We start from the raw sequence: 23,972 nt of genomic DNA on the forward strand, positions 1-23,972 counted from the left end.
TCCGCCCCCGCCGCCGGGCGGCGCGAACCGGTCCGGGCCGAGCAGGCCGCCCCACTCCACGCCGGACCGGAACCAGTCGCCGGAACGCTCAGCGCTTGGCATATTCGCGGAAGCCACGGCCGGTCTTGCGGCCGAGGCAGCCCGCGGCCACCAGGTGCTCCAGCAGCGGCGCCGGGGCGAGCCCCGGGTCGCGGAACTCGCGGTGCAGGACCTTCTCGATGGCGAGCGAGACGTCCAGCCCGACGACGTCCAGCAGCTCGAACGGCCCCATCGGGTAGCCGCCGCCCAGCTTCATCGCCGCGTCGATGTCGTCGAGCGACGCGTAGTGCTCCTGCACCATCTTGATCGCGTTGTTGAGGTACGGGAACAGCAGCGCGTTCACGATGAAGCCCGCACGGTCCCCGCAGTCGACCGCGTGCTTCCTGATCCGTCCGCAGAGCTCACGGACCGTCGCGTGGACGTCGTCGGCGGTCAGCACCGTCCGGACGACCTCGACCAGCTTCATGGCCGGCGCCGGGTTGAAGAAGTGCATGCCGATCACGTCCTGCGGGCGCGAGGTGGCCCGGGCGCAGGCGACGACCGGCAGGGACGAGGTGGTGGTGGCCAGGATCGCGCCCGGCTTGCAGACCTTGTCCAGCGCGGCGAACAACTGCCGCTTGACCTCCAGGTCCTCGGCGACGGCCTCCACGGCCAGGTCCACGCCGGCGAAGTCGTCGTAGGTGCCCGTGGGCGTGATGCGGTCCAGGGTCCCGGCGGCGGCCTCGGCGGTCATCCGGCCCTTGTCGACCGAGCGGGCCAGGGACTTGCCGATCCGGGCCTTGGCGGTCTGCGCCTTCTCCTCGCTCCGGGCGGCCAGGACGACCTCGTACCCGGCCTTGGCGAAGACCTCGGCGATACCGGAGGCCATGGTGCCCGAGCCGGCCACGCCGACCGAGGAGACGGTCCGGCCGGGGGGCAGGTCGCCGCCCTCCAGCGGGGTCAGCGCGTCCCGGACCACGACCGGGCTGCCCGGCGCCTCGTACGTGTAGAAGCCGCGTCCCGCCTTGCGGCCGGTCAGGCCCGCCTCGCTGAGCTGCTTGAGGATCGGCGCGGGCGCGTGCAGCCGGTCGCGGGACTCGGCGTACATCGCCTCCAGGACCGTGCGCGCGGTGTCCACGCCGATCAGGTCGAGCAGCGCCAGCGGGCCCATGGGCAGTCCGCAGCCCAGCCGCATCGCGGCGTCGATGTCCTCGCGGGATGCGTACTTCGCCTCGTACATCGCGGCGGCCTGGTTGAGGTAGCCGAACAGCAGGCCGTCGGCGACGAATCCGGGGCGGTCGCCGACCGCGACGGGCTCCTTGCCCAGGTCCAGCGCGAGGTCGGTGACCGCCGTGACGGCCGCCGGGGCGGTCAGCACCGAGGAGACGACCTCGACCAGCCGCATCGCCGGGGCCGGGTTGAAGAAGTGCAGGCCCAGCAGCCGTTCGGGGCGCGCCGAGTCGGCCGCCAGACGCGTCACGGACAGGGCGTTGGTGCCGGTCGCCAGGATCGTCTCGGGGCGCACGATCCCGTCGAGTTCCCGGAAGATCTGCTGCTTGATCTCGTACGACTCCGGGGCCACCTCGATGACCAGGTCGGCGTCGGCCGCGGCACGCAGGTCGGCGGAGGTGCGGACGCGGGCCAGGATCTCGGCGCGGTCCTGCTCGGTCAGCCGGCCGCGCTCGACACCGCGGGCCGTGGAGGCCTCCAGGGCGGCGACGCACTTCGCGGCCTGGGCCTCGCTGACGTCGATGCCGACGACCTTACGGCCGGCCTTGGCGAGGACCTCGGCGATGCCGGTGCCCATGGTGCCGAGGCCGACGACGGCGACGGTCTGCAGCGGGGACTGGGACGAGTCGGAAAGGGGAGAGGCCATCGCGGGACTCCAGGAATGAGGGTGACGACGGGGAACGCGTCCCGGGTGCGCCGGGTACGGCCCGGCGGGAGCCGGGCCCCGGGCGCACCGGGTGCGTGAGGAGTGCGGGTGTTGGCCGGGCTGCGAAGCGCACACGCCCGGTGCCGTCGCCGACGGGCGTGCACACGCCCGGAGATGACAGCGTTTCCGACCGGCCCTGTCCCGGGGCCGAGTCGTACTGCGGTACCTGAGGCACCGAACCGACTGGGCTCACGACGGCCGCGTCACCAGACCGCCGCGAGGAAACGCGAGTGGGTAACTCGCTCGTCTGAGCTTAACCGGCGGGTAACGAGCGCGCCAGTCCCCGGGTTTGTGATGTACGTTCCGAGCGGCGGACCAGACCTCTCCGAGGACCCCTTAACCTCGGGGTCATGGACGAAGAGTTGCGATCACTCACGGAGCGCTTACGGCAGGAGTCGGGGGCATCGCCCGCGTTCGAGCGGCTCGTGGCGACCGACGACCTCGACGCCCTGGCAGCGGTGCTGACCGAACCCGGGCAGCCCCTGTGGGCGAGGGAGGTGGTGGCGTTCCGGCTCGGGCTCGCGCGGGACCGTCGGGCCTTCGAGTCCCTGGTGCTGCTGCTCAACCACCGTGATCCGCCGCGCTGCGCCTCCGCCGCCTATGCCCTGGCCCGACTCGGCGACCCGCGCACCGCCCGCGCGGCCGCCGCGCTCGCCACCAACGAGCTGCGCGTCGCCTACGCCCTGCACCCGGTACGGCTCCTGGTCGAGCTGCGCGCGCCGGAGGCGGTGCCCGCGCTGATCACCACCCTCCGGCGGCGGCTGCGGCCGCACGACCCCTACCGCCGCGTGGCCCTCGCCTGCGTGGACGGGCTCGGGGCGCTGGGCGACGGCCGGGCCGGACCCGTACTGAACGAGGCCCTCGCGCATCCGGCGCTGGCCGAGGCGGCGGTGCGGGCGCTGGGACGGATTCCCCGGCAGAGATGAGGGCGGCGAGGGAGGGGTGAGGGCGGCGGGGAGCGACGAGGTCAGCGGGTGAGCGTCCTCGCGTACCGCACCTCGGGGACCGTGACCCCGTGCACCTCGAAGGGCTCCTCGGAGCCGTCCGGGCGGAATCCGGCCCGTTCGTAGAAGCGGCGGGCCCGGTCGTTCTCCTTGAGCACCCACAGCAGGACACGGCCGTGGCCCGCGGTGGCGCAGCGCGCGACCGACTCCGTGAGCAGGGCCCGCCCCGCGCCCTGTCCCAGGTGCCCCGGATGAACGTAGAGGGCGTACAACTCGGCTTCCCCGGTGGCGACTTCGCCGTCCCGGTACGGTCCGTGGCAGGCCCAGCCCACGACCTCGCCGCCGCTGTCCTCGGCGACCAGGTTCACCACGCCGCCGTCGCCCCGGGTGAGGTACGAGCGGCGCCGCTCGGCGTCCTCCGCGACGCTCAGCCCGTCCAGGTAGGCCTGCGGCATCATGCCCCGGTACGCACACTGCCAGCCGCGGGTGCGGATCTCCGCGACGCGGTCGCAGTCGGCGAGCGTCATCGCCCGTATCCGCAGGCGGCTCATTCCGCGACCCGCAGGCGGCTCGTTCCGCCACGACCGCGAACGCCTCGATCTCGGGCATCCCCTGCTCGAACGAAGCCGAGAGTCCGGGGGAGGCTGTGCTGGGCCGCTGCGGCGACGCCGTCGGGGGCGGTGATCCTCGTCAGCTCACTCATGGGTCCATGCTGGACCACGGGACTGACATCGCCCGCCCCCGACGGACGGGCCGTCAGCTGCTCAGCCGCGGAAGCCGAGCAGGCCGTGCAGCGTCGCACCCTTCGAGGTAGCCGAGTCCGCCTTCGCCGAGTCCGCCTTCGCCGAGGCCGCCTGCCGCGCCGCCGGCTTCGGGTCGGGCAGCGCCGCGCACGTCGCGTCCGCCTCACCGTACCCGCGTGGCACGGTGCCGTCGGTCAGATACGCCGCCAGGTGCTCGTCCAGGCAGGCGTTCCCGCTCAGCGTGATGCCGTGGTTGCCGCCGCCCTCCTCGACGACCAGGCTGGAGCGGGCCAGCAGACGGTGGACCGTCACAGCGCCCTCGTACGGGGTGGCCGCGTCGCCGGTCGCCTGGAACAGCAGCACCGGAGGCAGTTTGCCGTTGGCGACGTTCACCGGACGCAGCGACTCCGCCGGCCAGAACGCGCACGGCGCGTTGTACCAGGCGTTGTTCCAGGTCATGAACGGCGCCTTCTCGTGCACCGCCCAGTTGTCCTTGCGCCACTGGCGCCAGTCGCGCGGCCAGTCCGCGTCCCGGCACTGCACCGAGGCGTAGACGCTGTAGCCGTTGTCGCCGGAGGCGTCGATCGCGCCGAAGTTCTCGTACGCCTCGACCAGCGGCTCGGAGTCCTTGTCGTTCACGTACGCCGCGAACGCCTCGGCCAGGCTCGGCCAGTAGCCGTTGTAGTAGCCGCCCGGGATGAAGGTGTCCTCCAGTTCCGAGGCGCCCACCGTGCCGCCCGCCGGCTTCTTCGCCAGGGCGGACCGCATCGCGTACCACCTGGCCTCGATCTTCTCCGGGTCGGTGCCCAGCCGGTACGTCGCGTCGTGCTGGGCGACCCAGGCCAGGAACGCGCGGTGGCGGTCGTTGAAGGCCACGTCCTGGTTGAGGTTGGCCTCGTACCAGACGTCGGTCGGGTCGACGACGGAGTCCAGGACCAGACGCCGGACCCGCTCCGGGAAGAACTTGGCGTAGACCGCGCCCAGATAGGTGCCGTACGAGTATCCGAAGTAGTTGATCTTCTTCGCGCCCAGCGCCTGCCGGATGGCGTCCATGTCGCGCACGGCGCTGGGGGTGTTGATGTACGGCAGGAGATGCGCGTACTTCTTGCCGCAGGCGGCGGCGAAGGACCTGGCGCGATCGAGGTTGGCCTTCTCGGTCGCGGGCGTCGTCGGCAGGGAGTCGGGGCGGACCGGGCCGAAGTGGCCCGGCTTGCAGTCCAGGGCGGGCTTGCTCGCCCCCACGCCGCGCGGGTCGAAGCCGATGACGTCGTACTGGGTGGCGACCTTCTCGGGCAGCGAGGAGGCGACGAACCCGGCGAGCGTCAGACCGCTGCCGCCGGGGCCGCCCGGGTTGACCAGGAGCGGGCCCTGGTAGGTCTTGGCCGTGTGCGGGACGCGGGACAGGGCGAGGGTGATCTGCCGCCCGTGCGGCCTGCGGTGGTCGAGCGGCACCTTCAGGGACGCGCACTGCAGGGTCGGGTAGTTCTCGGTGGCGCAGTCCTTCCAGCTGAGCTTCGCGGTGTGCGCGGTGTGCGCGGTGGTGGTGGTGCCGGGTGCGCTCGCCTCGGCGGGGACGGCCGTGAAGGTCCCGGCCATGACGACGGCGGCGCCGCACAGCGCGGCTGCGCGTTTTCTCATGGAGTCCTCCCAGGACGGTGGGATGTCGGACCGTGAGGATCACCGTCCTCGCCGCATCGTCCCGGAAAGCGGTCCCGGAAGAACTCATTCCGTCAAACTCTTGACCCAATTGGATCTTCGGATGCGCTCGTATGTCCCTAAAGGAGCGAAAGTTGAGTCGGCTCGGATGTCGGTCCGGACGCCGGCCCGGACATCCGCCCGGACGCGGTTCGGCGACCCCGATTTGGGGGGCCGGGCAGCGGGGTGGTTGGCTTGCCCCGACCCCTGAGCAACCATGTCCTGGAGGAAAGCGATGGCGCAGGTCGAGGCCACTACGGAGCGGATCGTCGCGGCGGACGCGGAGACGGTGTTCGACGCCCTCGCCGACTACAGCGGCACGCGCGCGAAGCTGCTCCCCGAGCAGTTCAGCGAGTACGAGGTCCGCGAGGGCGGGGACGGTGAGGGCACCCTCGTCCACTGGAAGCTCCAGGCGACCAGCAAGCGCGTGCGCGACTGCCTCCTGGAGGTCAGCGAGCCCACTGACGGCGAACTGGTCGAGAAGGACCGCAACTCCTCCATGGTCACCACCTGGCGGGTCACTCCGGCGGGCGAGGGCAAGGCCCGGGTCGTCGTGACCACCACCTGGACCGGTGCCGGCGGCATCGGCGGCTTCTTCGAGAAGACCTTCGCACCCAAGGGCCTCGGCCGGATCTACGACGCGATGCTGGCCAGGCTCGCCACCGAGGTCGAGCAGTAGTCTCCCTCAAAGCTCAGGCCGGCGGAGGGTGTTGTACCCCTCACCGGTTCGAGTGATCTCCGTACGGCTCGGCCTCGTGCCGTAACTCGTCGCGCTTGCTCGTAGTTGTCGCTTTTACGCGGGAATTGTGCGGCAGCGCGACGAGGGGAGCGGTGGGTGGGCGGGATCACTCTGGCGCAGGAAGAACCGGCGGTGGCGCCTCCCGACACCCACACACCACCGCTGCCTCCGGTCGCGCAACTGAGCCCGCGCCGGGTGCGGTTGGTCTTCCTCGCCCTCATGCCGGCCCTGCTCCTGGCCGCCCTGGAGCAGATGATCGTCGCCACGGCGCTCCCGAAGATCGTCGGTGAGTTGCACGGCCTGGACCGGATGTCCTGGGCGATCACCGCCTACCTGCTCACCGCCACCGTCGGACTGCCGATCTACGGCAAACTCGGCGATCTGCTAGGCCGCAAGGGCGTCTTCCAGTTCGCGATCGTCGTCTTCGTCGTCGGCTCCGCGCTCGCGGGCCGGGCGCAGACCATGGACCAGCTGATCGCGTTCCGCGCGCTGCAGGGCGTCGGCGCGGGCGGCCTCATGATCGGCGTCCAGACGATCATCGCCGACATCGTGCCGCCCCGGCGGCGCGGCCGCTACCTGGGCGTGATCGGCGCCGCCTTCGGCCTCGCCTCCGTGGCCGGACCGCTGCTCGGCGGCTACTTCACGGACCACCTCTCCTGGCGCTGGTGCTTCTACGTCAACGTGCCGTTCGGTGTTCTCACGTTCGGCGTCGTCGCCGTCGCGCTCAAGCTTCCGAAACCGGCCGTCAAGGCCCGGCTGGACATCCCCGGCGCGCTGCTGCTGACCGCCGCCTCCACCTGCCTGGTCCTGCTGACCAGCTGGGGCGGCACCGAGTACGCCTGGGACTCGCGCATGATCCTCGGCCTCGGGGCCGGAGCGGCGGCCGCCACCGTCCTCTTCCTCGTCGCCGAGCGCCTCGCCGCCGAACCCCTCGTCCCGCTGCGGCTGTTCAAGGACTCCGTCTTCACCGTCACCGGCCTGGTCGGCCTGGTGACCGGCGCCGGGCTGTTCGGCGCCGCCAGCTACCTGCCGACCTACCTGCAGATGGTCGACGGGGCCTCCGCCACCGAGTCGGGCCTGCTCATGCTGCCGATGATGGGCGGCATCGTCGGTGCCTCGGTCATCGCCGGGCAGCTCATCAGCCACACCGGCCGCTACAAGGCCTACCCGATCCTCGGCGGCGCCCTCTCCGTCGCCGGGATGTGGCTGCTGTCCCGCCTGGAGGCCGGCACGCCCCGGCTGCACTACAGCATCTGGATGGCCGTCCTCGGCGCCGGGATCGGCATGGTGATGCCGGTGCTGATCCTCGCCGTGCAGAACTCGGTGCGCCCCGCCGACCTCTCCACCGCCACCAGCGCCAACAACTACTTCCGGCAGATCGGCGGCAGCGTCGGAGCCGCCGTCTTCGGCACGCTCCTCGCCCACCGGCTCGCCGACGCCCTCGCCGACCGCCTCCCGCCGCGCGCGGGCGCCGGACTGCCCGACCCCGAGGCCGTCACGCCGCAGCTCGTGCACAGCCTGCCCCCGGCCCTGCGCGACGGCTACGTCCGGGCGTACGCCGACGCCATGCCGCGGATCTTCCTCTACCTGGTGCCGGTGCTGGTCCTCGGACTGGTCATCGCCCTCTTCCTCAAGGAGAAACCCCTGGTGTCCCACAACGCCTCTGTCACCGACCCGGACACGGTGCCGGGGAACGCCCGGATTCCGCAGGCGCGCGGCGGGTACGCCGCCGGAGTCCCCGTCTGCGGCTCGGTGCAGCACCACGACGGGACCGTGGTGCCCCGCGCGGCGATCACCCTCATCGACGTCACCGGACAGCAGACCGGGCGCGCCGCGAGCGGCGAGGACGGACGCTACGCGCTGGCCACCCCCGGCCCGGGCTCGTACGTGCTGATCGCCACGGCCGGCGGCCACCAGCCGCAGGCGGTCTCCGTGACCGTCGGCGAACGCCCCGTCGAACTCGACATCGTCCTCGGCGGCGCCGGGAACCTCGTCGGCACCGTCGTCACCGCCGACGGCACGCCCGTACGGGACGCCACCGTCACGCTCACCAACGTGCACGGCGAGGTCGTGGCCACCACCCGCAGCGGCCGGGAGGGCGGCTACGTCATCACCGAGCTGGTGGCCGGCGAGTACACCCTCGCCGCCGGCGCCCCCGCCTTCCGCCCGGCCGCGCTCCCCGTCACCGTCCAGGCCGCCCGCGAGACCCGCCGGGACATCGAACTGGCCGGCGGCGCCCTCCTGCGCGGCACCGTCCGGGCGGGCGGCGGCCGGCCCGTGGAGGACGCGCGTGTGACCCTTCTCGACGTGGCGGGCAACGTCGTCGACACCCTCACCACCGGCCCCGACGGCACGTTCCGCTTCGCCGACCTGTCCTCCGGGGAGTACACCGTCATCGCGGCCGGTTACCCGCCCGTCGCCACCGTCCTCCACGTGCCCGGAGGCGGACGCACCGAGCGGGATCTGCAACTGGGGCACGAGGACTGAACGGGCATCGGCGCGCGGGGTCGCGCGCCGGTGCGAACCCCGCGCGAGCAATTCCCGCATTGCCTCACATCACCACCGGAGGGAGCCGTACGGTGGTGACGCCGGCACAGATCTTGCGGATCCGTGGGGAGAGAGGGCCTGGCCATGGACCGTCGCACCGACCGGGACGGAGCGGGGCACGGCACGGTGCCGGAACCCACCGAGCCCGGCCGCGTCCCGCTGGCCGTCGTCGTGATCGACCGCGCAGGCCTCGTGTCCCACTGGAGCCGGGGCGCACGGCGCCTGTTCGGCGTCCCGAAGGACGAGGCGATCGGCCACGCGGCCCTCGACCTGCTCCCCGTCTCCGGCGCCCTGCGGGGAGAGCGGGAGAGCACCCCGTACGGCACCGACGGCCCCGGCCCCGACCTCGAATCGTCCCTCGGCCACGGGCTCTCCTACCCGGCTGCGGGCCGCGCCCGCCTCGACGCGCCCGGGGCCGCCCACCGGGTCGACGTCCTGTGGTGGGCCTACCCCCTGGTCGGACCCGGGCCCGAGCGGCTTCTCGTGCTGGCCGCCGACGCGGACGGGCTGCGCGCGGACGACGGGGCCTTCGAGCGGATCGCGCCCGGCTTCGCGCTGCACACCGACTTCCCCCGATCGGAGGACCTCGCCCGCCGGCTGCCCGAGATCCTGCCCAGCATGAGCGTCGGCGAGAGCGCCCGCATCGTCGGTCAGGTCCTCGAACTCGGTTACCCGATCCTGGAGTTCAGCCGGAACGAGCGGGTGCCCGTCACGCCCGACTGGGGCGTCGCCCGGCGCGCCGAGCGCAAGGCGCGCCGCGAGCGGGCCGCGCGGGCCCTGGCCGCCGGTGAGCCCGTGCCCAAGGACCTGCGCGACGAGGGCGAGGACCTCGAGTACGCCGCCGTCCGCGAGCGCCTGGAGTTCCTCAACGAGGTCAGCGGCCGCATCGGCACCTCCCTCGACCTGGCCCGCACGATCATCGAGGTCAGCAAGGCCGTCGTGCCCCGCTTCACCGACGTCGCCGGGACCTATCTCCGCGAACAGGTCGTCGCCGGTGAGGAGTTCGGGGACGGCGTGCCCGACACGACCACGATGTGGCACCGGGTCGCCGTCGAGCACACCGACGAACCCGGCCGCTGGGACGACGTCGTGCCGGTCGGCGAGGCCATGCCGTTCCCCGCCCACACCCCGTTCTTCCAGTGCATGACCAGCGGTGAGCCCGTCCTCGTGCCGCGCATCAGCGAGGAGATGGGGCACGCTGTCGCCGCGCAGTTCGAGAAGCGCGACATCCGGCCGCTCATCACCGGCCGCTCCATGCTGGTCGTCCCGCTGAAGGCGCGCCATGTCGTCCTCGGGTTCATGATCCTGCTGCGGCACCCGGAGCGGCCCGTCTTCAACGACATGGACCGCGTCACCGGCGCCGAACTCGCCGCCCGCGCGGGCCTCGTGCTCGACAACGCGCGCATGTACACCTTGCAGGAGAACGTCGCCGAGACGCTCCAGGACAGCATGCTGCCGCACATCCCGTCCCGCATGGCGGGCTGCGACATCGCCACCCGCTATCTGCCGGGCACCCTGCTCGGACGGGTCGGCGGCGACTGGTTCGACGCGGTGAAACTGCACGGCGGGCGCACGGCGTTCGTCGTCGGCGACGTCATGGGCCACGGCCTGAACTCAGCGGCGATGATGGGCCAGTTGCGCACGGCCGTGCAGACCATGGCCGGACTCGACCTGCCGCCCGCCCAACTGCTGCGCCACCTCGACGACCTCGCCCAGCGACTCGGCGACACCTACCTCGCGACCTGCCTGTACGCCGTCTACGACCCGATCGCGGGCGAGCTGCACCTCGCCAACGCCGGTCACGTCCCGCCCGTCCTGGTCCGTGCCGGCGACGGCCGAAGCGAGCTGCTGGACCTGCCCACCGGAGCGCCCGTCGGCGTCGGCGGCGTGCCCTTCGAGACGGTCCGCGTGCGCGTGGAGCCCGGCGACCGGCTGGTGATGTGCACGGACGGGCTGGTCGAGGTGCGCGGTGAGGACATCGGGGTGGGTCTCGCGGCGCTCTGCGAGTCCGCCGCCCACCCGGCCGCGTCCATGGACGACGCCTGCGACACGATCATCCGGTCCCTCAACACCCGCGGCGGCCGCAAGGACGACGTCGCCCTGCTGATGGCCCGCCTCAACGGCGTCGAGGCGGACGACGTCGCCGAATGGCGCATCGCCCTCGACCCGGCCGAGGTGGGCCGGGCCCGCGCGGCGGTCCGGGAGCAACTCCACGACTGGGGTCTGGCGAAGCTGACCGCGCCCGCCGAGCTGATGGTCAGCGAACTCGTCACCAACGCCGTACGGCATGCCCACGCGCGCCCCGTCGACCTGCGTCTCGTCCGAGGCGACACCCTGCTGTGCGAGGTGGAGGACGACGACCACGAGCTGCCGACGCTGCTCGGCACGGGCCCGCTCGAGGACGCCGGACGCGGTCTCAGGGTCGTCAGCACGCTGGCCCGGGAGTGGGGCACCAGCCGGACCAAGACTGGCAAGACGGTCTGGTTCGAGCTGACTCTGCCGCGCCGCCGGTGACCGGCGGCCCGAACACGAAGTGGAATGAAGTGAAGGTACGTGCCGCGTCCTTGTGGCCGTGCCCGGGGCGCGATACACCGTACTCGCCCGTCGCACGGCGGGATCCGTTCGCACCCTGGGGAGTTGGGCATGAGCGTGACCAATCGGTACCGGGAGGCCTGGGAGGGGTTCTGGCGTGAGGCGCCCGGCGAACCCGGGGCGGTGTTCTGGGACGCCGAACCGGTCCTGACGGCCGGACCGCATCTGGCCCTCTTCGAACCGTACCTGGCCGAACCCGCGTTGCCGCTGGTGGACCTCGGCTGCGGCAACGGCACCCAGACCCGCTTCCTCGCCGACCGCTTCCCGAGGGTCCTGGGCGCCGACCTGTCCGCCGCCGCACTCGACCACGCCCGGCAGACCGACCCGGCGGGGCAGGCCTCGTACCGGCAGCTGGACGCCGCCGAGAAGAGCGCCGCCCAGGCCCTGCACGCGGAACTCGGCGACACCAACGTCTACATGCGGGGTGTCCTGCACCAGTGCCGGCCGGACGACCGGCAGGCGCTGGTCGACGGCATCGCCACGCTCGTCGGTGACCGGGGCCGCGCCTTCCTGGTGGAACTCTCGGCTGCCGCCAAGCCCGTGCTGATGGGCCTGGCGAGCGGCCCGGGCGGCCCCCCGGCCAAGCTCGCGCCCGTGTTCCGGCACGGCATCGCACCCGGCGAGGTCTCCGATGAGGTCGTGCCCGAGTATCTGCGCTCGGCCGGTCTCGCCGTCCTGGCGAGTGGTGAACTGCCCCTGAGGACCACGGAGTACCGACCCGACGGCACGCGCATCGAGCTGCCGTCCACGTGGCTGGTGGCGGGCCGCACGGGCTGAAGCGGCGGGCCGGCGACCCGCGTCCGCCGTCACCGGGCGGCGGCCCGAGGCGCTCCCGCCCCTCCGGTTCGGCCGGCTCCGGCGGTGACCGGAAGCGGCCTGGTGGACGACGGTTTTGTCGATGTACGGTCACTCTTCCCGCGCGCCCGCCTCGCCGTCCGGAGGACACTCATGCCATTGCCCTGGATCCGGATGCTGCTCGCCCCGGCGGCGTCGATGGTGCTGCTCGGTACGTCCGCCGTAGCCACCGCCGCCGCCCCGCACCCACACCCGCACCCGCACGGCGTGACGGCGAGCGTGCACACCGCCGGACGCGTCAAGGACGCCGGGAACGTGCTCCAGTACAGCTGGCCCGGCGTCTACTTCGAGGGCCGGGTCCGGGGCACCGGCGTGGGTATCGTGCTCGACGACCCCGCCGCCGACTACGACGTCCAGGTCGACGGAGCGACGGTCGCGACCCTCGTCACGCCCGGCAGGACCACTCACTGGGTCAACGGTCTGCGCAACGGCGTGCACACCGTCCGGCTCGTCAAACGCAACGACACCCCGTGGAGCACCAGCGCGTTCGGCGGCTTCGTCGCCGCGCCCGGAGGTGCCGTTCTGGCCAGACCGGCCGCGCGCAGCCGCCAGATCGAGTTCGTCGGCGACTCCCTCACCGCCGGCTACGGCAACCTCTCGGCGTCCCGCGACTGCGACGGCGAGCAGCTCAAGCGCTCCACCAACGCCGATGTGAGCTACGGCGCCCTCACCGCCCGGCGGCTCCGGGCGGACTACCAGATCAACGCGTACTCGGGCCTGGGTATGGTGCGCAACTACAACGGAGGCAGCCCGGACACCACCTACCGCACCTACTATGACCGGGCGCTGCAGAACGTGCCGGGCGACGTCTGGCAGAACCCCGGGACCTGGCGCCCGCAGCTCGTCGTGGTGTACCTCGGCACCAACGACTTCTCGACGCCGCTCAACCCGGGCGAGCCGTGGACGCAGGAGAGCCTCGCCGCCGCCTACCGCGGCGCCTACAGCGGCTTCCTCGACAAGCTGCGGACCCGCTACGGGCCGAGAACCACGCTCCTGGCCGTCGGCACCGGGCCGTTCGCCGGACACGTCGAGCAGGTCGTCCAGGATCGTGCCGGCGCGGGCGACCGCCGCGTCCGTTACTGGTCCCTCGACGCCACCGGCCTGGACCACACCGGCTGCCACTGGCACTACTCGGCCCGTGACCACCGGCTCCTCGCCGACCGGCTCACCTCGTTCCTCGCCGGCCTGCCGATCCGCTGGTGACGTCGTAGCCGGTTCCGCTCGCAGCGCGTAACGTGACGAGCCATGAAGATCTCCACCCGGGACGGCTCGTCATGAGAATCCTCATCAGCGCCGACATGGAGGGCGCCACCGGCGTCACCTGGCCGGACGACGTGATGCCCGGCGCGTCCCAGTGGGAGCGCTGCCGCTCGCTGTTCACCTCCGACGTCAACGCCGCCGTTCTGGGCTTCCACGACGGCGGCGCCGACGAGGTGATCGTCAACGAGGCGCACTCGACGATGCGCAACCTGCTGCTGGAGCAGCTGGACGAGCGGGTCCAGTTGCTCACCGGGCGGCACAAGGCGCTGTCCATGGTGGAGGGCGTGCAGCACGGCGACGTCGACGGCATCGCGTTCGTCGGTTACCACGCGGGCGCCGGCATGGAGGGAGTCCTCGCCCACACCTACCTCGCGAACCAGGTCACGGGCGTGTGGCTCAACGACGTACGGGCCAGCGAGGGGCTGCTCAACGCGCATGTCGTCGCCGAGTTCGGGGTGCCGGTCGTACTGGTCACCGGGGACGACGTCGCCTGCGAGGACGCGCTCGGGTACGCGCCCGAGGCGCTGAAGGTCGCCGTCAAGGACCACGTTTCGCGGTACGCGGCCGTGTGCCGTACGCCCGCCCGCACCGCGGCCGACATCCGGGCGGCGGCAAAAGAGGCCGCCGCACTGGCGGTGCGGTACGAACCCGTGCGCGGCGGCCCGTTCACCGTCGCCGTAGAGTTCGACGCGGAGCACCTGGCGATGGCCGCCACCGTCGTGCCGGGCGTGGACCGGATCGCGGAGCGGAAGGTGGCCTACACCAGCGAGACCATGTACGAGGGCATCCGCGCCTTCAAGGCGGTCACCACGATCGTCTCGGCCGCGGTGGAGGAGCAGTATGGCTGAGCGGGTGGACGAGCAGGCGCTGGACGAGGTCGTGACGTTCACGTCCGACCTGATCCGGATCGACACCACCAACCGGGGCGGGGGCGACTGCCGGGAGCGGCCCGCCGCCGAGTACGCCGCCGCGCGGCTCGCCGAGGCCGGCATCGAGCCGACCCTGCTGGAGCGCACCCAGGGGCGGACCAACGTCGTCGCCCGCGTCGAGGGCACCGACCCCTCGGCCGACGCGCTGCTGCTCCACGGTCATCTGGACGTCGTGCCCGCCGCGGCCGCCGACTGGAGCGTGCACCCGTTCTCCGGGGAGGTCCGCGACGGGGTCGTCTGGGGCCGGGGCGCCGTCGACATGAAGAACATGGACGCGATGATCCTTTCCGTCGTGCGCGCCTGGGCCCGGCGCGGGGTCCGGCCCCGGCGGGACGTCGTCATCGCGTTCACCGCGGACGAGGAGGACAGCGCCGAGGACGGCTCCGGATTCCTCGCCGACGAGCACGCCGCGCTCTTCGAGGGCTGCACCGAGGGCGTCAGCGAGTCGGGCGCCTTCACGTTCCACGACGGCAGCGGGCGGGAGATCTACCCGATCGCGGCCGGGGAGCGGGGCACCGCCTGGCTGAAGCTCACCGCGCGCGGACGCGCCGGGCACGGTTCCAAGGTGAACCGGGACAACGCGGTGACCCGGCTCTCGGCCGCCATCACCCGGATCGGCGAGCACGAGTGGCCGCTGCGGCCCACCCCGACCGTACGCGCGGCGCTCACCGAACTCGCCGCGCTCTACGGCATCGACAGCGACCTGACGGACGTCGACGCGCTGCTCGACAAGCTGGGCCCCGCCGCGAAGCTCGTGGAGTCGACCGTGCGCAACAGCGCCAACCCGACGATGCTGGAGGCCGGTTACAAGGTCAACGTGATCCCCGGCGAGGCCGTGGCCTACGTCGACGGCCGGTATCTGCCCGGCGGCGAGGAGGAGTTCGGCGCCACGCTCGACCGGCTCACCGGGCCGGACGTGGAGTGGGAGTTCCACCACCGGGAGGTCGCCCTGGAATCGCCCGTGGAGTCGGCGACGTACGCCCGGATGCGGGCCGCCGTCGAGGAGTTCGCGCCGGAGGGGCATGTCGTGCCCTACTGCATGTCCGGCGGCACGGACGCCAAGCAGTTCTCGCGCCTCGGCATCACCGGCTACGGCTTCACTCCGCTGAAGCTGCCGGAGGGCTACGACTACGGCGCGATGTTCCACGGGGTCGACGAGCGGGTACCGGTCGAGGCACTGCACTTTGGCGTCCGCGTGCTCGACCGGTTCCTGCGGACGGTCTAGGCGAGCGGGGGAAGGCAGTGCGGACGCTGGCGTACGGGGCGTGGCCCTCGCCCATCGACGCGGCCCTGGCCGCCGCGCACGACGGGCACCCGGAGTACGTGGGTTTCGTCGGCGACGAGGCGTGGTGGACCGAACCGCGCCCCGCCGAGGGCGGCCGCCGCGCCCTGGTGCGCCGGCACGCCGACGGCCGGGAGGAGTGCCTGCTGCCCGCCCCGTGGAACGTGCGCAGCCGGGTCATCGAGTACGGCGGACACCCGTGGGCCGCCCTCGCCCGCGACAGCGGCCCGCTGGTGGTGTTCGTGAACTTCGCCGACCAGCGGCTGTACCGCTGGGAGCCGGGCGGCGAACCCCGTCCGCTCACGCCCGTCTCCCCGGTGGGCGGCGGTCTGCGCTGGGCGGAGCCGCTGCCGCGGCCCGAGCGGGGCGAGGTGTGGTGCGTGCTGGAGGAGTTCACCGGCGACGGCCCCAGCGACGTGCGCCGCGTCCTGGCCGCCGTACCGCTGGACGGCTCCGCCGCCCAGGACCGGGAGGCCGTACGCGAACTCACCGACGACCGGCACCGGTTCGTCACCGGGCCGAAGCTGTCGCCCGACGGGCGGAAGGCGGTCTGGCTCGCCTGGGACCACCCCCGCATGCCGTGGGACGGCACCGAACTGGTCCTCGCCGACGTCGGCCCGGACGGCACCCTGCACGGCGCCCGGACCGTGGCCGGCGGGCCGGACGAGTCCATCGCCCAGGCCGGCTTCACCCACGACGGCCGCCTGCTGCACGCGAGCGACCGCACCGGCTGGTGGAACCTCTACCTCGACGGGGAGCCGCTGTGCCCGCGCGAGGAGGAGTTCGGCGGGGCGCTGTGGAAGCTGGGCTCCCGGTGGTTCACGCCGCTGGAGAGCGGCCTGATCGCCGTCGTCCACGGCCGGGGCGCCACCGCCCTCGGCATCCTGGACCCCGAGACCGGCGAGGTCGTCGACGCGGCCGGACCCTGGACCGAGTTCGCACCCACCCTCGCCGCGCACGGCGACCGGGTCGTCGCCGTCGGCGCCAGCCCGCGCAGCGCGTACGAGGTCGTCGAGCTGGACGCCCGCACCGGCCACGCCCGCGTCATCGGCGCGGAGCACGACGACGCCGTGGACCCCGCGTTCTACCCCGAACCGCAGATCCGGACCTTCACCGGACCCGACGGACGCGACATCCACGCCCACATCTACCCGCCGCACCACCCCGGTTGCGTCGCACCCGGCGACGAACTGCCGCCGTACGTCGTCCGGGCGCACGGCGGGCCCACCGGCCGCGCCGGGCTCGTGCTCGACCTGGAGATCGCCTACTTCACCTCGCGCGGCATCGGCGTCGCCGAGGTCGACTACGGCGGCTCCACCGGCTACGGGCGCCCGTACCGCGAGCGGCTGCGCGAGCAGTGGGGCGTGGTCGACGTCGAGGACTGCGCCGCCGTCGCCCTGGCCCTCGCCGGCGAGGGCACCGCCGACCGCGACCGGCTCGCCGTCCAGGGCGGCAGCGCGGGCGGCTGGACCGCGGCCGCCTCGCTCACCACGACCGATGTCTACGCCTGCGGCACCATCAAGTACCCCGTCCTCGACCTCACCGGCTGGGGCACGGGGGAGACCCACGACTTCGAGTCGCAGTACCTGGAGAGCCTCATCGGGCCGCTCGCCGAGGTGCCCGCGCGGTACGCGGAGCGCTCGCCCGCCGCCCACGCCGACCGCCTCCGCGTGCCGTTCCTGCTGCTCCAGGGCCTGGACGACGTGATCTGCCCGCCCGTCCAGTGCGAGCGGTTCCTGGCCCGGCTGGAGGGCCGGAAGGTGCCGCACGCCTACCTCGCCTTCGAGGGAGAGGGGCACGGATTCCGCAGGGCCGAGACCATGGTGCGCGCCCTGGAGGCCGAACTCTCCCTCTACGCCCAGGTGTTCCGCCTGGACCCGCCCGGTATTCCGACCCTGGGACTCGGGTGAGACCGCTGCTGCGACCGCCCCGGCTCGCCCCCGGCGCCCGCGTCGCCGTCGTAGCGCCCAGCGGGCCGGTGCCCGAGGAGCGGCTCCAGGCCGGGCTCGACGTCCTGCGCGGCTGGGACCTCGACCCGGTGGTGGCACCTCATGTGCTCGCCCGGCACGAGGAGTTGGACTACCTGGCCGGTACGGACGCGCAGCGGGCCGCCGACCTGCGGGACGCCTGGTGCGATCCGTCCGTCGCGGCGGTGCTGTGCGCCCGGGGCGGCTACGGGGCGCAGCGCATGGTCGACCTGCTCGACTGGGACGCGATGCGGGCGGCCGGACCGAAGGTGTTCGCCGGTTTCAGCGGATCTACGACATCGCCCGCGACGGCACCCGCACCCTGGTGCGCCGCCTGGCCGCACCGGCCCGGGTCCCGGACGTGACCAAGAGCTTCACCGTCGCGCTGCCCGGCATCGTGCACCGGAACGACACGGGCCACCGGCTGCGGTTCGTGATCGCGGCGAGCGACGGCGCCTGCTTCGGCAACCAGGGGATCAAGCCGGTGACGGTGGTCGGCGGCCCCCGCGACACCGGGACGCTCCGGCTGCCGGTCGCCGGGCCCTGACGGCACGGCTGGGGAGCCGCGGCCGGCGCGGTTACTGTGGCGGGGTGCCGCACAACGCATCCCGCTACCTCTCCGAAGGCCCCCGGGTGGGCATACGCCACTTCACCTACCACGACGGTGCCGAGTTCACCGCCCGCGCGCGAGAGAGCAAGGATCTGCACCACCCGTGGCTCTTCCCGCCCGACACCGCCCCGGCGTACACCGCGTACGCCGGGCGGCTCATCGAGGACCCCTCCAAGGCCGGGTTCCTGGTCTGTGAGAAGAGCGACGGGGCCGTCGGCGGCTTCATCAACATCAACAACATCGTCGAGGGCGGCTTCCAGTCCGGGGCCCTCGGCTACGGCGCCTTCGCGCACGCCGCCGGGCGCGGGCTGATGCGCGAAGGGCTGGACCTCGTCGTGGGGTACGCGTTCGGCCCGCTGCGGCTGCACCGGCTGGAGATCAACGTCCAGCCGCGCAACGCCGCGTCGATCGCCCTGGCCCGCGCCTGCGGCTTCCGCCTGGAGGGCTTCTCACCGCAGATGCTGTTCGTCGACGGGGCCTGGCGCGACCACGAACGCTGGGCGATCACCACCGAGATGATCAGGAAGCCGGGGCGGCGCTGAGCGGCCCCGGACGGGCTCAGGCGTGGCGGTCCACGTACTCGTAGACCGACCCGTCCGGATGGAGCGCGATCAGGTTGCGGCCCGCCGGCGAGGCGATGGGCCCCGCGACGATGTGGGCGCCCAGCCCGGTCAGCACCTTGTGGGTCTCCTCGACGTCCGTGACGGCGATCGTCGCCGCCACCTTGCGCAGCACCTCCAGTTCGGCCGGCGGGCCGCTCATCAGCAGGAAGCAGCCGATCGCCGCCACCTGGACATCGCCCCGTTCGAAGCGCTGGGCTCTGCCGCCCGCCAGCCGCTCGTAGAAGGGAATCGCGGTCTCGAGGTCGTCGACGCAGACGCGCAGTGTGGCACCCAGAATCTCCATGCGGACGAGCCTAGTTATGTGCTGGGGGGCGAGGGTACCCGGCCGGGCATGAAGCCGTTGGATCACCTGGAGCATCTGGACAGGCATCTGGTCGACGAACTGGCACAGGTGGCGCGCGAGACCGTCCGGGACGAACTGCGCGAGCAGACGCGCAAGCAGCGCCGCAAGGCCGCGCTGTATGCCGCGTCCGGCGCCCTGGCCCTGTACGCGGGCGCGGCCCTCGCGCTCGCCGTGGGGCTGGCACTCGCCCTGGGCCTGCCCGACTGGGCCGCCGCACTGATCACCGCCGCGCTCCTGGGGGTCGCGGCGTTCGTGCTGCGCGGCATGGCCCGGCCGTCCCGGCCGGGTCCCGGGCACGCTGCCGGGACGGTCCCGGGCCATGAGGGCGCGGGCCAGGCCGCCGCGGCCGCCGGCGGTCTGCCGTATCCGCCCGTGCCGCCGGCCCCGCCCGGCCCCGCGCGGAACGCGGTGCCCCCGCGGCCCGCGGACGACCCGGACGTACCCCGCCACGGGGCGTGATGGCGGATGAGCACGACGGGAACACCGCACGGGCACGGCCGCGTGGTCGTGGTGACCGGAGCCAGTGGCGGGGTCGGACGGGCCACGGCCCGGGCCTTCGCCGCGCGCGGCGACAAGGTCGCCCTGCTCGCCCGGGGACGTGAGGGACTCGCCGCCGCGGCGGACGACGTGCGGCGCGCCGGGGGAGAGGCGCTCGTCGTCTGCGTGGACGTCTCCGACGCCCAGGCCGTCGACGCCGCCACCCAGCAGGTCGTCGACACGTACGGACACATCGACGTCTGGGTCAACAACGCCTTCACCGGGGTGTTCGCGCCGTTCACGGAGGTCGCCCCGGACGAGTTCCGCCGCGTCACCGAAGTGACCTACCTGGGCTACGTGTTCGGCACCCGGGCCGCCCTGCGGCACATGCGGCCGCGCGACCGCGGAACGATCGTCCAGGTCGGCTCCGCCCTGGCCTACCGGGGTATTCCGCTGCAGTCGGCGTACTGCGGGGCCAAGCACGCGATCCAGGGCTTCAACGAGTCCCTGCGCTGCGAACTGCTGCACGCCCGCAGCGGAGTGCGGACGACCATGGTGCAACTCCCGGGCCTCAACACCCCGCAGTTCGACTGGGTGCTGAACCGGATGCCGGGGCGGGCCCGGCCCGTGGCGCCCGTGTACCAGCCGGAGGTCGCGGCCCGGGCGATCGTGCACGCCTCGGCGCACGCCCGGCGCCGGGAGTACTGGGTGGGCGGCTCCACCGTCGCCACGCTCGTCGCCAACGCGGTCGTCCCCGGGCTGCTGGACCGCTATCTGGGGCGTACGAACGTCGACGCCCAGCAGGAGGAGGGCGCGCACGACGGGCCCGCGAACCTGTGGGCCCCCGCGGACGGGCCGCACGGGCGGGACTTCGGCGCGCACGGACGCTTCGACGACGAGGCCACGGACGACAGTCCCCAGCAGTGGGTGTCGCGCAACCGGGCATGGATGGGCGCCGCCCTCACCGTGGGGGCGGGGGCACTGGCGGCCCGCAAGCTGGCCGGGGCGGTCCGCCGCTAGGGCCTGTTGCGAAAGTGGCGTCGTCGCCCGAAGGGCGGCCGCGCGGCGTCCGGTGCGTGCTCTGGGGGTACCCCCTGCTCGAAGAGCTTGGGGGAGTGCCGTCCGGAAGCACTCGTACTGGGCGTACTCGGGCTTTCGGACGGTGCGGCGAGAGGGCGTGCCGGGCGTCGCGCGGCAGACGCCACTTTCACAACAGGCCCTAGCCGGCCTGCTACGCGTTTTTTGAGAGGCCCGCGAGGCCCTCGGCGCCGTCGAGGAACCGCCGCAGCACGGCCGCCTCGGCCCGGAGCCGTGCGGCCCGAGTGGCATGCGCCGGGGCGGTCAACCGGGCCGCCGCCTCCAGCCGTTCGGCCGTCTCGGCGCGCACCACGTCGAGCACCTCGTCCTCGCTGAGCTCACGCCGCGGTGCCTCCGTGGCACCCGCACCGACCGGCGACGCCTCGAGCGCCGCGGCCCGCGGCGCGGTCGCGTCCACGGGCACCGTCTCGGCGTTGTCCAGCGCGGCCAGCGTGCCGCGCAGGGCACTCACCGCGGTCTTGTCACGGGCACGCATCGCGTCCGGCAGGGCGTCACGCATACGACGGCGTACAGACATGCCGGCGACTCTAGGCGACCCGGTGCCTCTGCCGCCTCCTGATTTTCGCCGGCCCTCGCCGGCCGTAGCCCCCGTCAGCTCTCCTCAGCCCTTGTCAGCCCTTGTCAGCCCTTGTCAGAGGGACTCCTGGAGCTGCGGCAGCACCTTCGTGCGGTAGAAGTCGAAGAAGCCGCGCAGGTCGGGGCCGATCTGGTTGACGTAGACCCGGTCGAAGCCCGCGTCGGCGAACTGCTTCAGCTCCGCCACGTGCTCGTCCACGTCGTCGCCGCACACCCGGTTCTCGCGCACCATGTCCTCGGTGACCAGCTGCTGCGCCTGCTCGAAGTGCTTCGGGGACGGCAGCACCTGGCCCAGCTCACCCGGCAGCTGCTCGTTCGCCCAGAGCCGGTGGACGGTGCCTACGGCCTCATCCTTGTCGGTGCCGTAGCAGACCTTGGTGCCGCCGCTGACCAGCTTTCCGCCGCCCCCGCCCTTGCGGTACTGCTCCACCATGGTCTCGTCCGGCATGACCGTGATGTAGCCGTCGCCGACACGGGCCGCGAGCTGGGTCGCCGCCGGGCCGAAGCCGGAGATGTCGATCGGGATCGGCTCGTCAGGGACGGTGTACAGGCGAGCGTTCTCCACCGTGTAGTGCGGGCCGTGGTGGTTCACCTCCTCGCCGGTGAACAGCCGGCGCATCACCTGGACGGCCTCCTCCAGCATGTCCAGACGGACGTGGGCCGGCGGCCAGTGGTCGCCCAGGATGTGCTCGTTGAGGGCCTCGCCGGAGCCGACGCCCAGCCGGAAGCGGTTGTCCGTCATCACCGCGCTGGTCGCCGCGGCCTGCGCCACCACCGCCGGGTGCATCCGCACCGTCGGGCAGGTCACCGCTGTCTCGACCGGCAGGGACACCGCCTCGGACAGCGCGCCGATCACCGACCACACGAACGGGCTCTGGCCCTGCTCGTCGTTCCACGGGTGGTAGTGGTCGGAGATCCACAGCGCCTGGAAACCGGCCTGCTCGGCCATGCGCGCCTGTTCGATCAGCTCGGCGGGGCCGTACTGCTCGCACGAGAGGAAGTAGCCGTACTCGGGCATGGGGGAGTGCCTCCGCGACGTGGGGGGTCCGTATCCCGCACCGGGTTACCCGCGCACGGGGCCGGAAACCGGCGCCGTGGGGGCGGCTTGGCCCCGCCGGACGTTTGGGTGCCCTGGCCAGGGGGACGCGGAAGGCTGCCGAGCTACGCGACAGCGCCGGAGGCGAGCGACCGTGAGTCGACCCCGCATCGTGATCGTCGGTGCCGGCTTCGCCGGGTACCGCACCGCCCGCACCCTGTCCCGGATCACCCGGGGCCGGGCCCACATCACCCTGCTGAACCCGACCGACTACTTCCTGTATCTGCCCCTGCTGCCCCAGGTCGCCGCCGGCATCCTGGAGCCGCGCCGGGTCACCGTCTCCTTGTCGGACACGCTGCCGAACATCCGGCTGGTGCTGGGCGAGGCCGACCGGATCGACCTCGACGACGGCACCCTGCACTACACCGGTCCCGAGGGCGAGGGCGGCACCCTCGCCTACGACCGGCTGGTGCTGGCCGCGGGCAGCGTCAACAAACTGCTGCCCATCCCGGGCGTCGCCGAGCACGCGCACGGGTTCCGGGGGCTGCCCGAGGCGCTGTACCTGCGGGACCACGTGACCCGGCAGGTGGAGCTCGCGGCCGCCGCCGACGATCCGGATACGTGCGCCGCCCGGTGCACCTTCGTCGTGGTCGGCGCGGGATACACCGGCACCGAGGTCGCCGCGCACGGGCAGATGTTCACCGACGCGCAGGTCCGCAAGCACCCGTTGCGGCAGGGCATGCGGCCGCGCTGGATGCTGCTGGACGTGGCGCCGCGGGTCCTGCCCGAGATGGACGAGAAACTGTCCGCCACCGCCGACCGGGTACTGCGGCAGCGCGGCGTGGACGTGCGGATGGGCACCTCCGTCAAGGAGGCCACGCACGACGGGGTCGTGCTGACCGACGGCGAGTTCGTCGAGTCCCGGACACTGGTGTGGTGCGTGGGCGTACGGCCCGACCCGCTGGTCGAGTCCCTCGGACTGCCGATGGAGAAGGGGCGGCTGCTCGTCGACCCGCACCTGCAGGTGCCGGGCCGGCCCGAGCTGTTCGCGTGCGGTGACGTGGCCGCGGTGCCCGATCTGCAGAACCCGGGCAGTTACACGCCGATGACCGCGCAGCACGCCTGGCGGCACGGCGCGATCGCGGCCGAGAACGTCGCCGCGTCGCTCGGCCTCGGCGGCACGCGCAAGCCGTACCGCCATCGCGATCTGGGGTTCGTCGTCGATCTGGGCGGTGCGAAGGCCGCCGCCAATCCGCTCGGCGTGACCCTCTCCGGCGTGCCGGCGGGTGCGGTGACGCGCGGCTACCACCTCGCCGCCATGCCAGGCAACCGCGTCCGCGTCGCCGCCGACTGGCTGCTCGACGCGGTACTGCCGCGTCAGGCCGTGCAGTTGGGGCTCGTACGGTCCTGGTCCGTGCCGCTGGACACGTCCTCGCCCGAGGTGGCCCGGGTGCCGGGCGGGCCCGGGCCACGCCAGGAGACGAGCGCCCGGTCCGGCCCGGGGGCGGCGCTCGCGGCGGACACGGAGGACGGGGGGACCGGCACCGGGGAGCCCGAGGGGGCCCGGTCCGGCGATGAGCCCGCGAAGGGGCAGCCCGGGTCCGGGGCGACGCAGGTGCGTCCCGGACCCGGGGGCGCGGAGCCGCGCTCCGAGGCGGAGACGGCGAAGGGGCGCCCTGGTGCCGGACCGGCCGGGAATCAG

At 73.0% G+C, this 23,972-nt stretch carries 19 protein-coding genes and 2 pseudogenes; 15 read left to right on the forward strand and 6 right to left on the reverse strand.

The features are described from left to right. Positions 1-88: 88 nt before the first annotated feature. Positions 89-1,894, reverse strand: coding sequence for a 3-hydroxyacyl-CoA dehydrogenase family protein (locus ACZ5TL_RS03580; protein ID WP_468587262.1), 1,806 nt, complete (start codon positions 1,892-1,894; stop codon positions 89-91). Between the two features lie 410 nt (positions 1,895-2,304). Between ACZ5TL_RS03580 and ACZ5TL_RS03585 the strand changes: the two genes are divergently transcribed. Further along, positions 2,305-2,880: an adenylosuccinate lyase gene (locus ACZ5TL_RS03585; protein WP_468587264.1), complete on the forward strand. Its 576-nt coding sequence runs from the start codon at positions 2,305-2,307 to the stop codon at positions 2,878-2,880. Positions 2,881-2,921: 41 nt separating this feature from the next. Here ACZ5TL_RS03585 and ACZ5TL_RS03590 read toward each other — a convergent pair whose 3' ends face one another. Together ACZ5TL_RS03590 and ACZ5TL_RS03595 are read right to left on the reverse strand one after the other, a co-directional pair. Then, positions 2,922-3,425 carry a GNAT family N-acetyltransferase gene (locus ACZ5TL_RS03590; protein ID WP_468587266.1) on the reverse strand — a complete coding sequence of 168 codons (504 nt, stop codon included), beginning with the start codon at positions 3,423-3,425 and terminating at the stop codon, positions 2,922-2,924. A 237-nt stretch (positions 3,426-3,662) separates the two neighbouring features. After that, on the reverse strand, positions 3,663-5,279 hold the full coding sequence (locus ACZ5TL_RS03595; protein ID WP_468587268.1) for an alpha/beta hydrolase: 1,617 nt from the start codon (positions 5,277-5,279) through the stop codon (positions 3,663-3,665). A 292-nt stretch (positions 5,280-5,571) separates the two neighbouring features. On the opposite strand from ACZ5TL_RS03595, the gene ACZ5TL_RS03600 reads away from it, so the two are divergent. The 11 genes and pseudogenes from ACZ5TL_RS03600 to ACZ5TL_RS03650 all read left to right on the forward strand — a co-directional run bounded on the left by ACZ5TL_RS03600 (position 5,572) and on the right by ACZ5TL_RS03650 (position 18,659). Next, positions 5,572-6,015 (forward strand): SRPBCC family protein, encoded by a 444-nt coding sequence (locus tag ACZ5TL_RS03600; RefSeq protein ID WP_468587270.1) that lies wholly within the window; start codon positions 5,572-5,574, stop codon positions 6,013-6,015. 156 nt (positions 6,016-6,171) lie between these two features. Further along, positions 6,172-8,562 (forward strand): MFS transporter, encoded by a 2,391-nt coding sequence (locus tag ACZ5TL_RS03605; protein WP_468587272.1) that lies wholly within the window; start codon positions 6,172-6,174, stop codon positions 8,560-8,562. Between the two features lie 144 nt (positions 8,563-8,706). Further along, a complete protein-coding gene (locus ACZ5TL_RS03610; protein ID WP_468587274.1) occupies positions 8,707-11,136 on the forward strand; it encodes an ATP-binding SpoIIE family protein phosphatase in 2,430 nt (809 codons plus the stop codon). A 129-nt stretch (positions 11,137-11,265) separates the two neighbouring features. Continuing rightward, the gene (locus tag ACZ5TL_RS03615; RefSeq protein ID WP_468587276.1) at positions 11,266-11,991 is read left to right on the forward strand and encodes a class I SAM-dependent methyltransferase; all 726 of its coding nucleotides are present in this window, start codon (positions 11,266-11,268) and stop codon (positions 11,989-11,991) included. Positions 11,992-12,183: 192 nt separating this feature from the next. After that, the gene (locus ACZ5TL_RS03620) at positions 12,184-13,272 is read left to right on the forward strand and encodes an SGNH/GDSL hydrolase family protein (protein ID WP_468587979.1); all 1,089 of its coding nucleotides are present in this window, start codon (positions 12,184-12,186) and stop codon (positions 13,270-13,272) included. 71 nt (positions 13,273-13,343) lie between these two features. After that, on the forward strand, positions 13,344-14,177 hold the full coding sequence (locus ACZ5TL_RS03625) for a M55 family metallopeptidase (protein WP_468587278.1): 834 nt from the start codon (positions 13,344-13,346) through the stop codon (positions 14,175-14,177). Beyond that, positions 14,170-15,483 (forward strand): M20/M25/M40 family metallo-hydrolase, encoded by a 1,314-nt coding sequence (locus ACZ5TL_RS03630; protein ID WP_468587280.1) that lies wholly within the window; start codon positions 14,170-14,172, stop codon positions 15,481-15,483. The genes ACZ5TL_RS03625 and ACZ5TL_RS03630 overlap by 8 nt, the downstream gene beginning before the upstream one ends. A 17-nt stretch (positions 15,484-15,500) precedes the next feature. Next, positions 15,501-17,450, forward strand: coding sequence for a prolyl oligopeptidase family serine peptidase (locus tag ACZ5TL_RS03635; protein WP_468587282.1), 1,950 nt, complete (start codon positions 15,501-15,503; stop codon positions 17,448-17,450). Further along, positions 17,447-17,803, forward strand: a pseudogene (locus tag ACZ5TL_RS03640) (LD-carboxypeptidase); the annotation flags it as partial. The gene ACZ5TL_RS03635 and the pseudogene ACZ5TL_RS03640, both read left to right, overlap by 4 nt. After that, positions 17,794-18,054: pseudogene (locus tag ACZ5TL_RS03645) on the forward strand (peptidase S15); the annotation flags it as partial. The pseudogenes ACZ5TL_RS03640 and ACZ5TL_RS03645, both read left to right, overlap by 10 nt. Before the next feature lie 44 nt (positions 18,055-18,098). Then, the gene (locus ACZ5TL_RS03650) at positions 18,099-18,659 is read left to right on the forward strand and encodes a GNAT family N-acetyltransferase (protein ID WP_468587284.1); all 561 of its coding nucleotides are present in this window, start codon (positions 18,099-18,101) and stop codon (positions 18,657-18,659) included. 16 nt (positions 18,660-18,675) lie between these two features. On the opposite strand, the gene ACZ5TL_RS03655 is transcribed toward ACZ5TL_RS03650, so the two are convergent. Further along, the gene (locus tag ACZ5TL_RS03655; protein WP_468587286.1) at positions 18,676-19,023 is read right to left on the reverse strand and encodes a VOC family protein; all 348 of its coding nucleotides are present in this window, start codon (positions 19,021-19,023) and stop codon (positions 18,676-18,678) included. A gap of 48 nt (positions 19,024-19,071) precedes the next feature. On the opposite strand from ACZ5TL_RS03655, the gene ACZ5TL_RS03660 reads away from it, so the two are divergent. Then, positions 19,072-19,542 (forward strand): phage holin family protein, encoded by a 471-nt coding sequence (locus ACZ5TL_RS03660; protein ID WP_468587287.1) that lies wholly within the window; start codon positions 19,072-19,074, stop codon positions 19,540-19,542. 6 nt (positions 19,543-19,548) lie between these two features. Then, positions 19,549-20,580 (forward strand): SDR family oxidoreductase, encoded by a 1,032-nt coding sequence (locus ACZ5TL_RS03665; RefSeq protein WP_468587289.1) that lies wholly within the window; start codon positions 19,549-19,551, stop codon positions 20,578-20,580. 211 nt (positions 20,581-20,791) lie between these two features. Here the strand turns inward: ACZ5TL_RS03665 and ACZ5TL_RS03670 are convergent, their stop codons facing one another. Continuing rightward, on the reverse strand, positions 20,792-21,133 hold the full coding sequence (locus ACZ5TL_RS03670; RefSeq protein ID WP_468587981.1) for a hypothetical protein: 342 nt from the start codon (positions 21,131-21,133) through the stop codon (positions 20,792-20,794). 156 nt (positions 21,134-21,289) lie between these two features. Then, the gene (locus tag ACZ5TL_RS03675) at positions 21,290-22,252 is read right to left on the reverse strand and encodes an LLM class F420-dependent oxidoreductase (protein ID WP_468587291.1); all 963 of its coding nucleotides are present in this window, start codon (positions 22,250-22,252) and stop codon (positions 21,290-21,292) included. A 172-nt stretch (positions 22,253-22,424) separates the two neighbouring features. On the opposite strand from ACZ5TL_RS03675, the gene ACZ5TL_RS03680 reads away from it, so the two are divergent. Next, the coding region (locus ACZ5TL_RS03680) for an NAD(P)/FAD-dependent oxidoreductase (RefSeq protein ID WP_468587293.1) at positions 22,425-23,972 on the forward strand (1,548 nt) is incomplete at its 3' end.

The sequence above is a fragment of the Streptomyces sp. NPDC033136 genome, assembly GCF_055578235.1.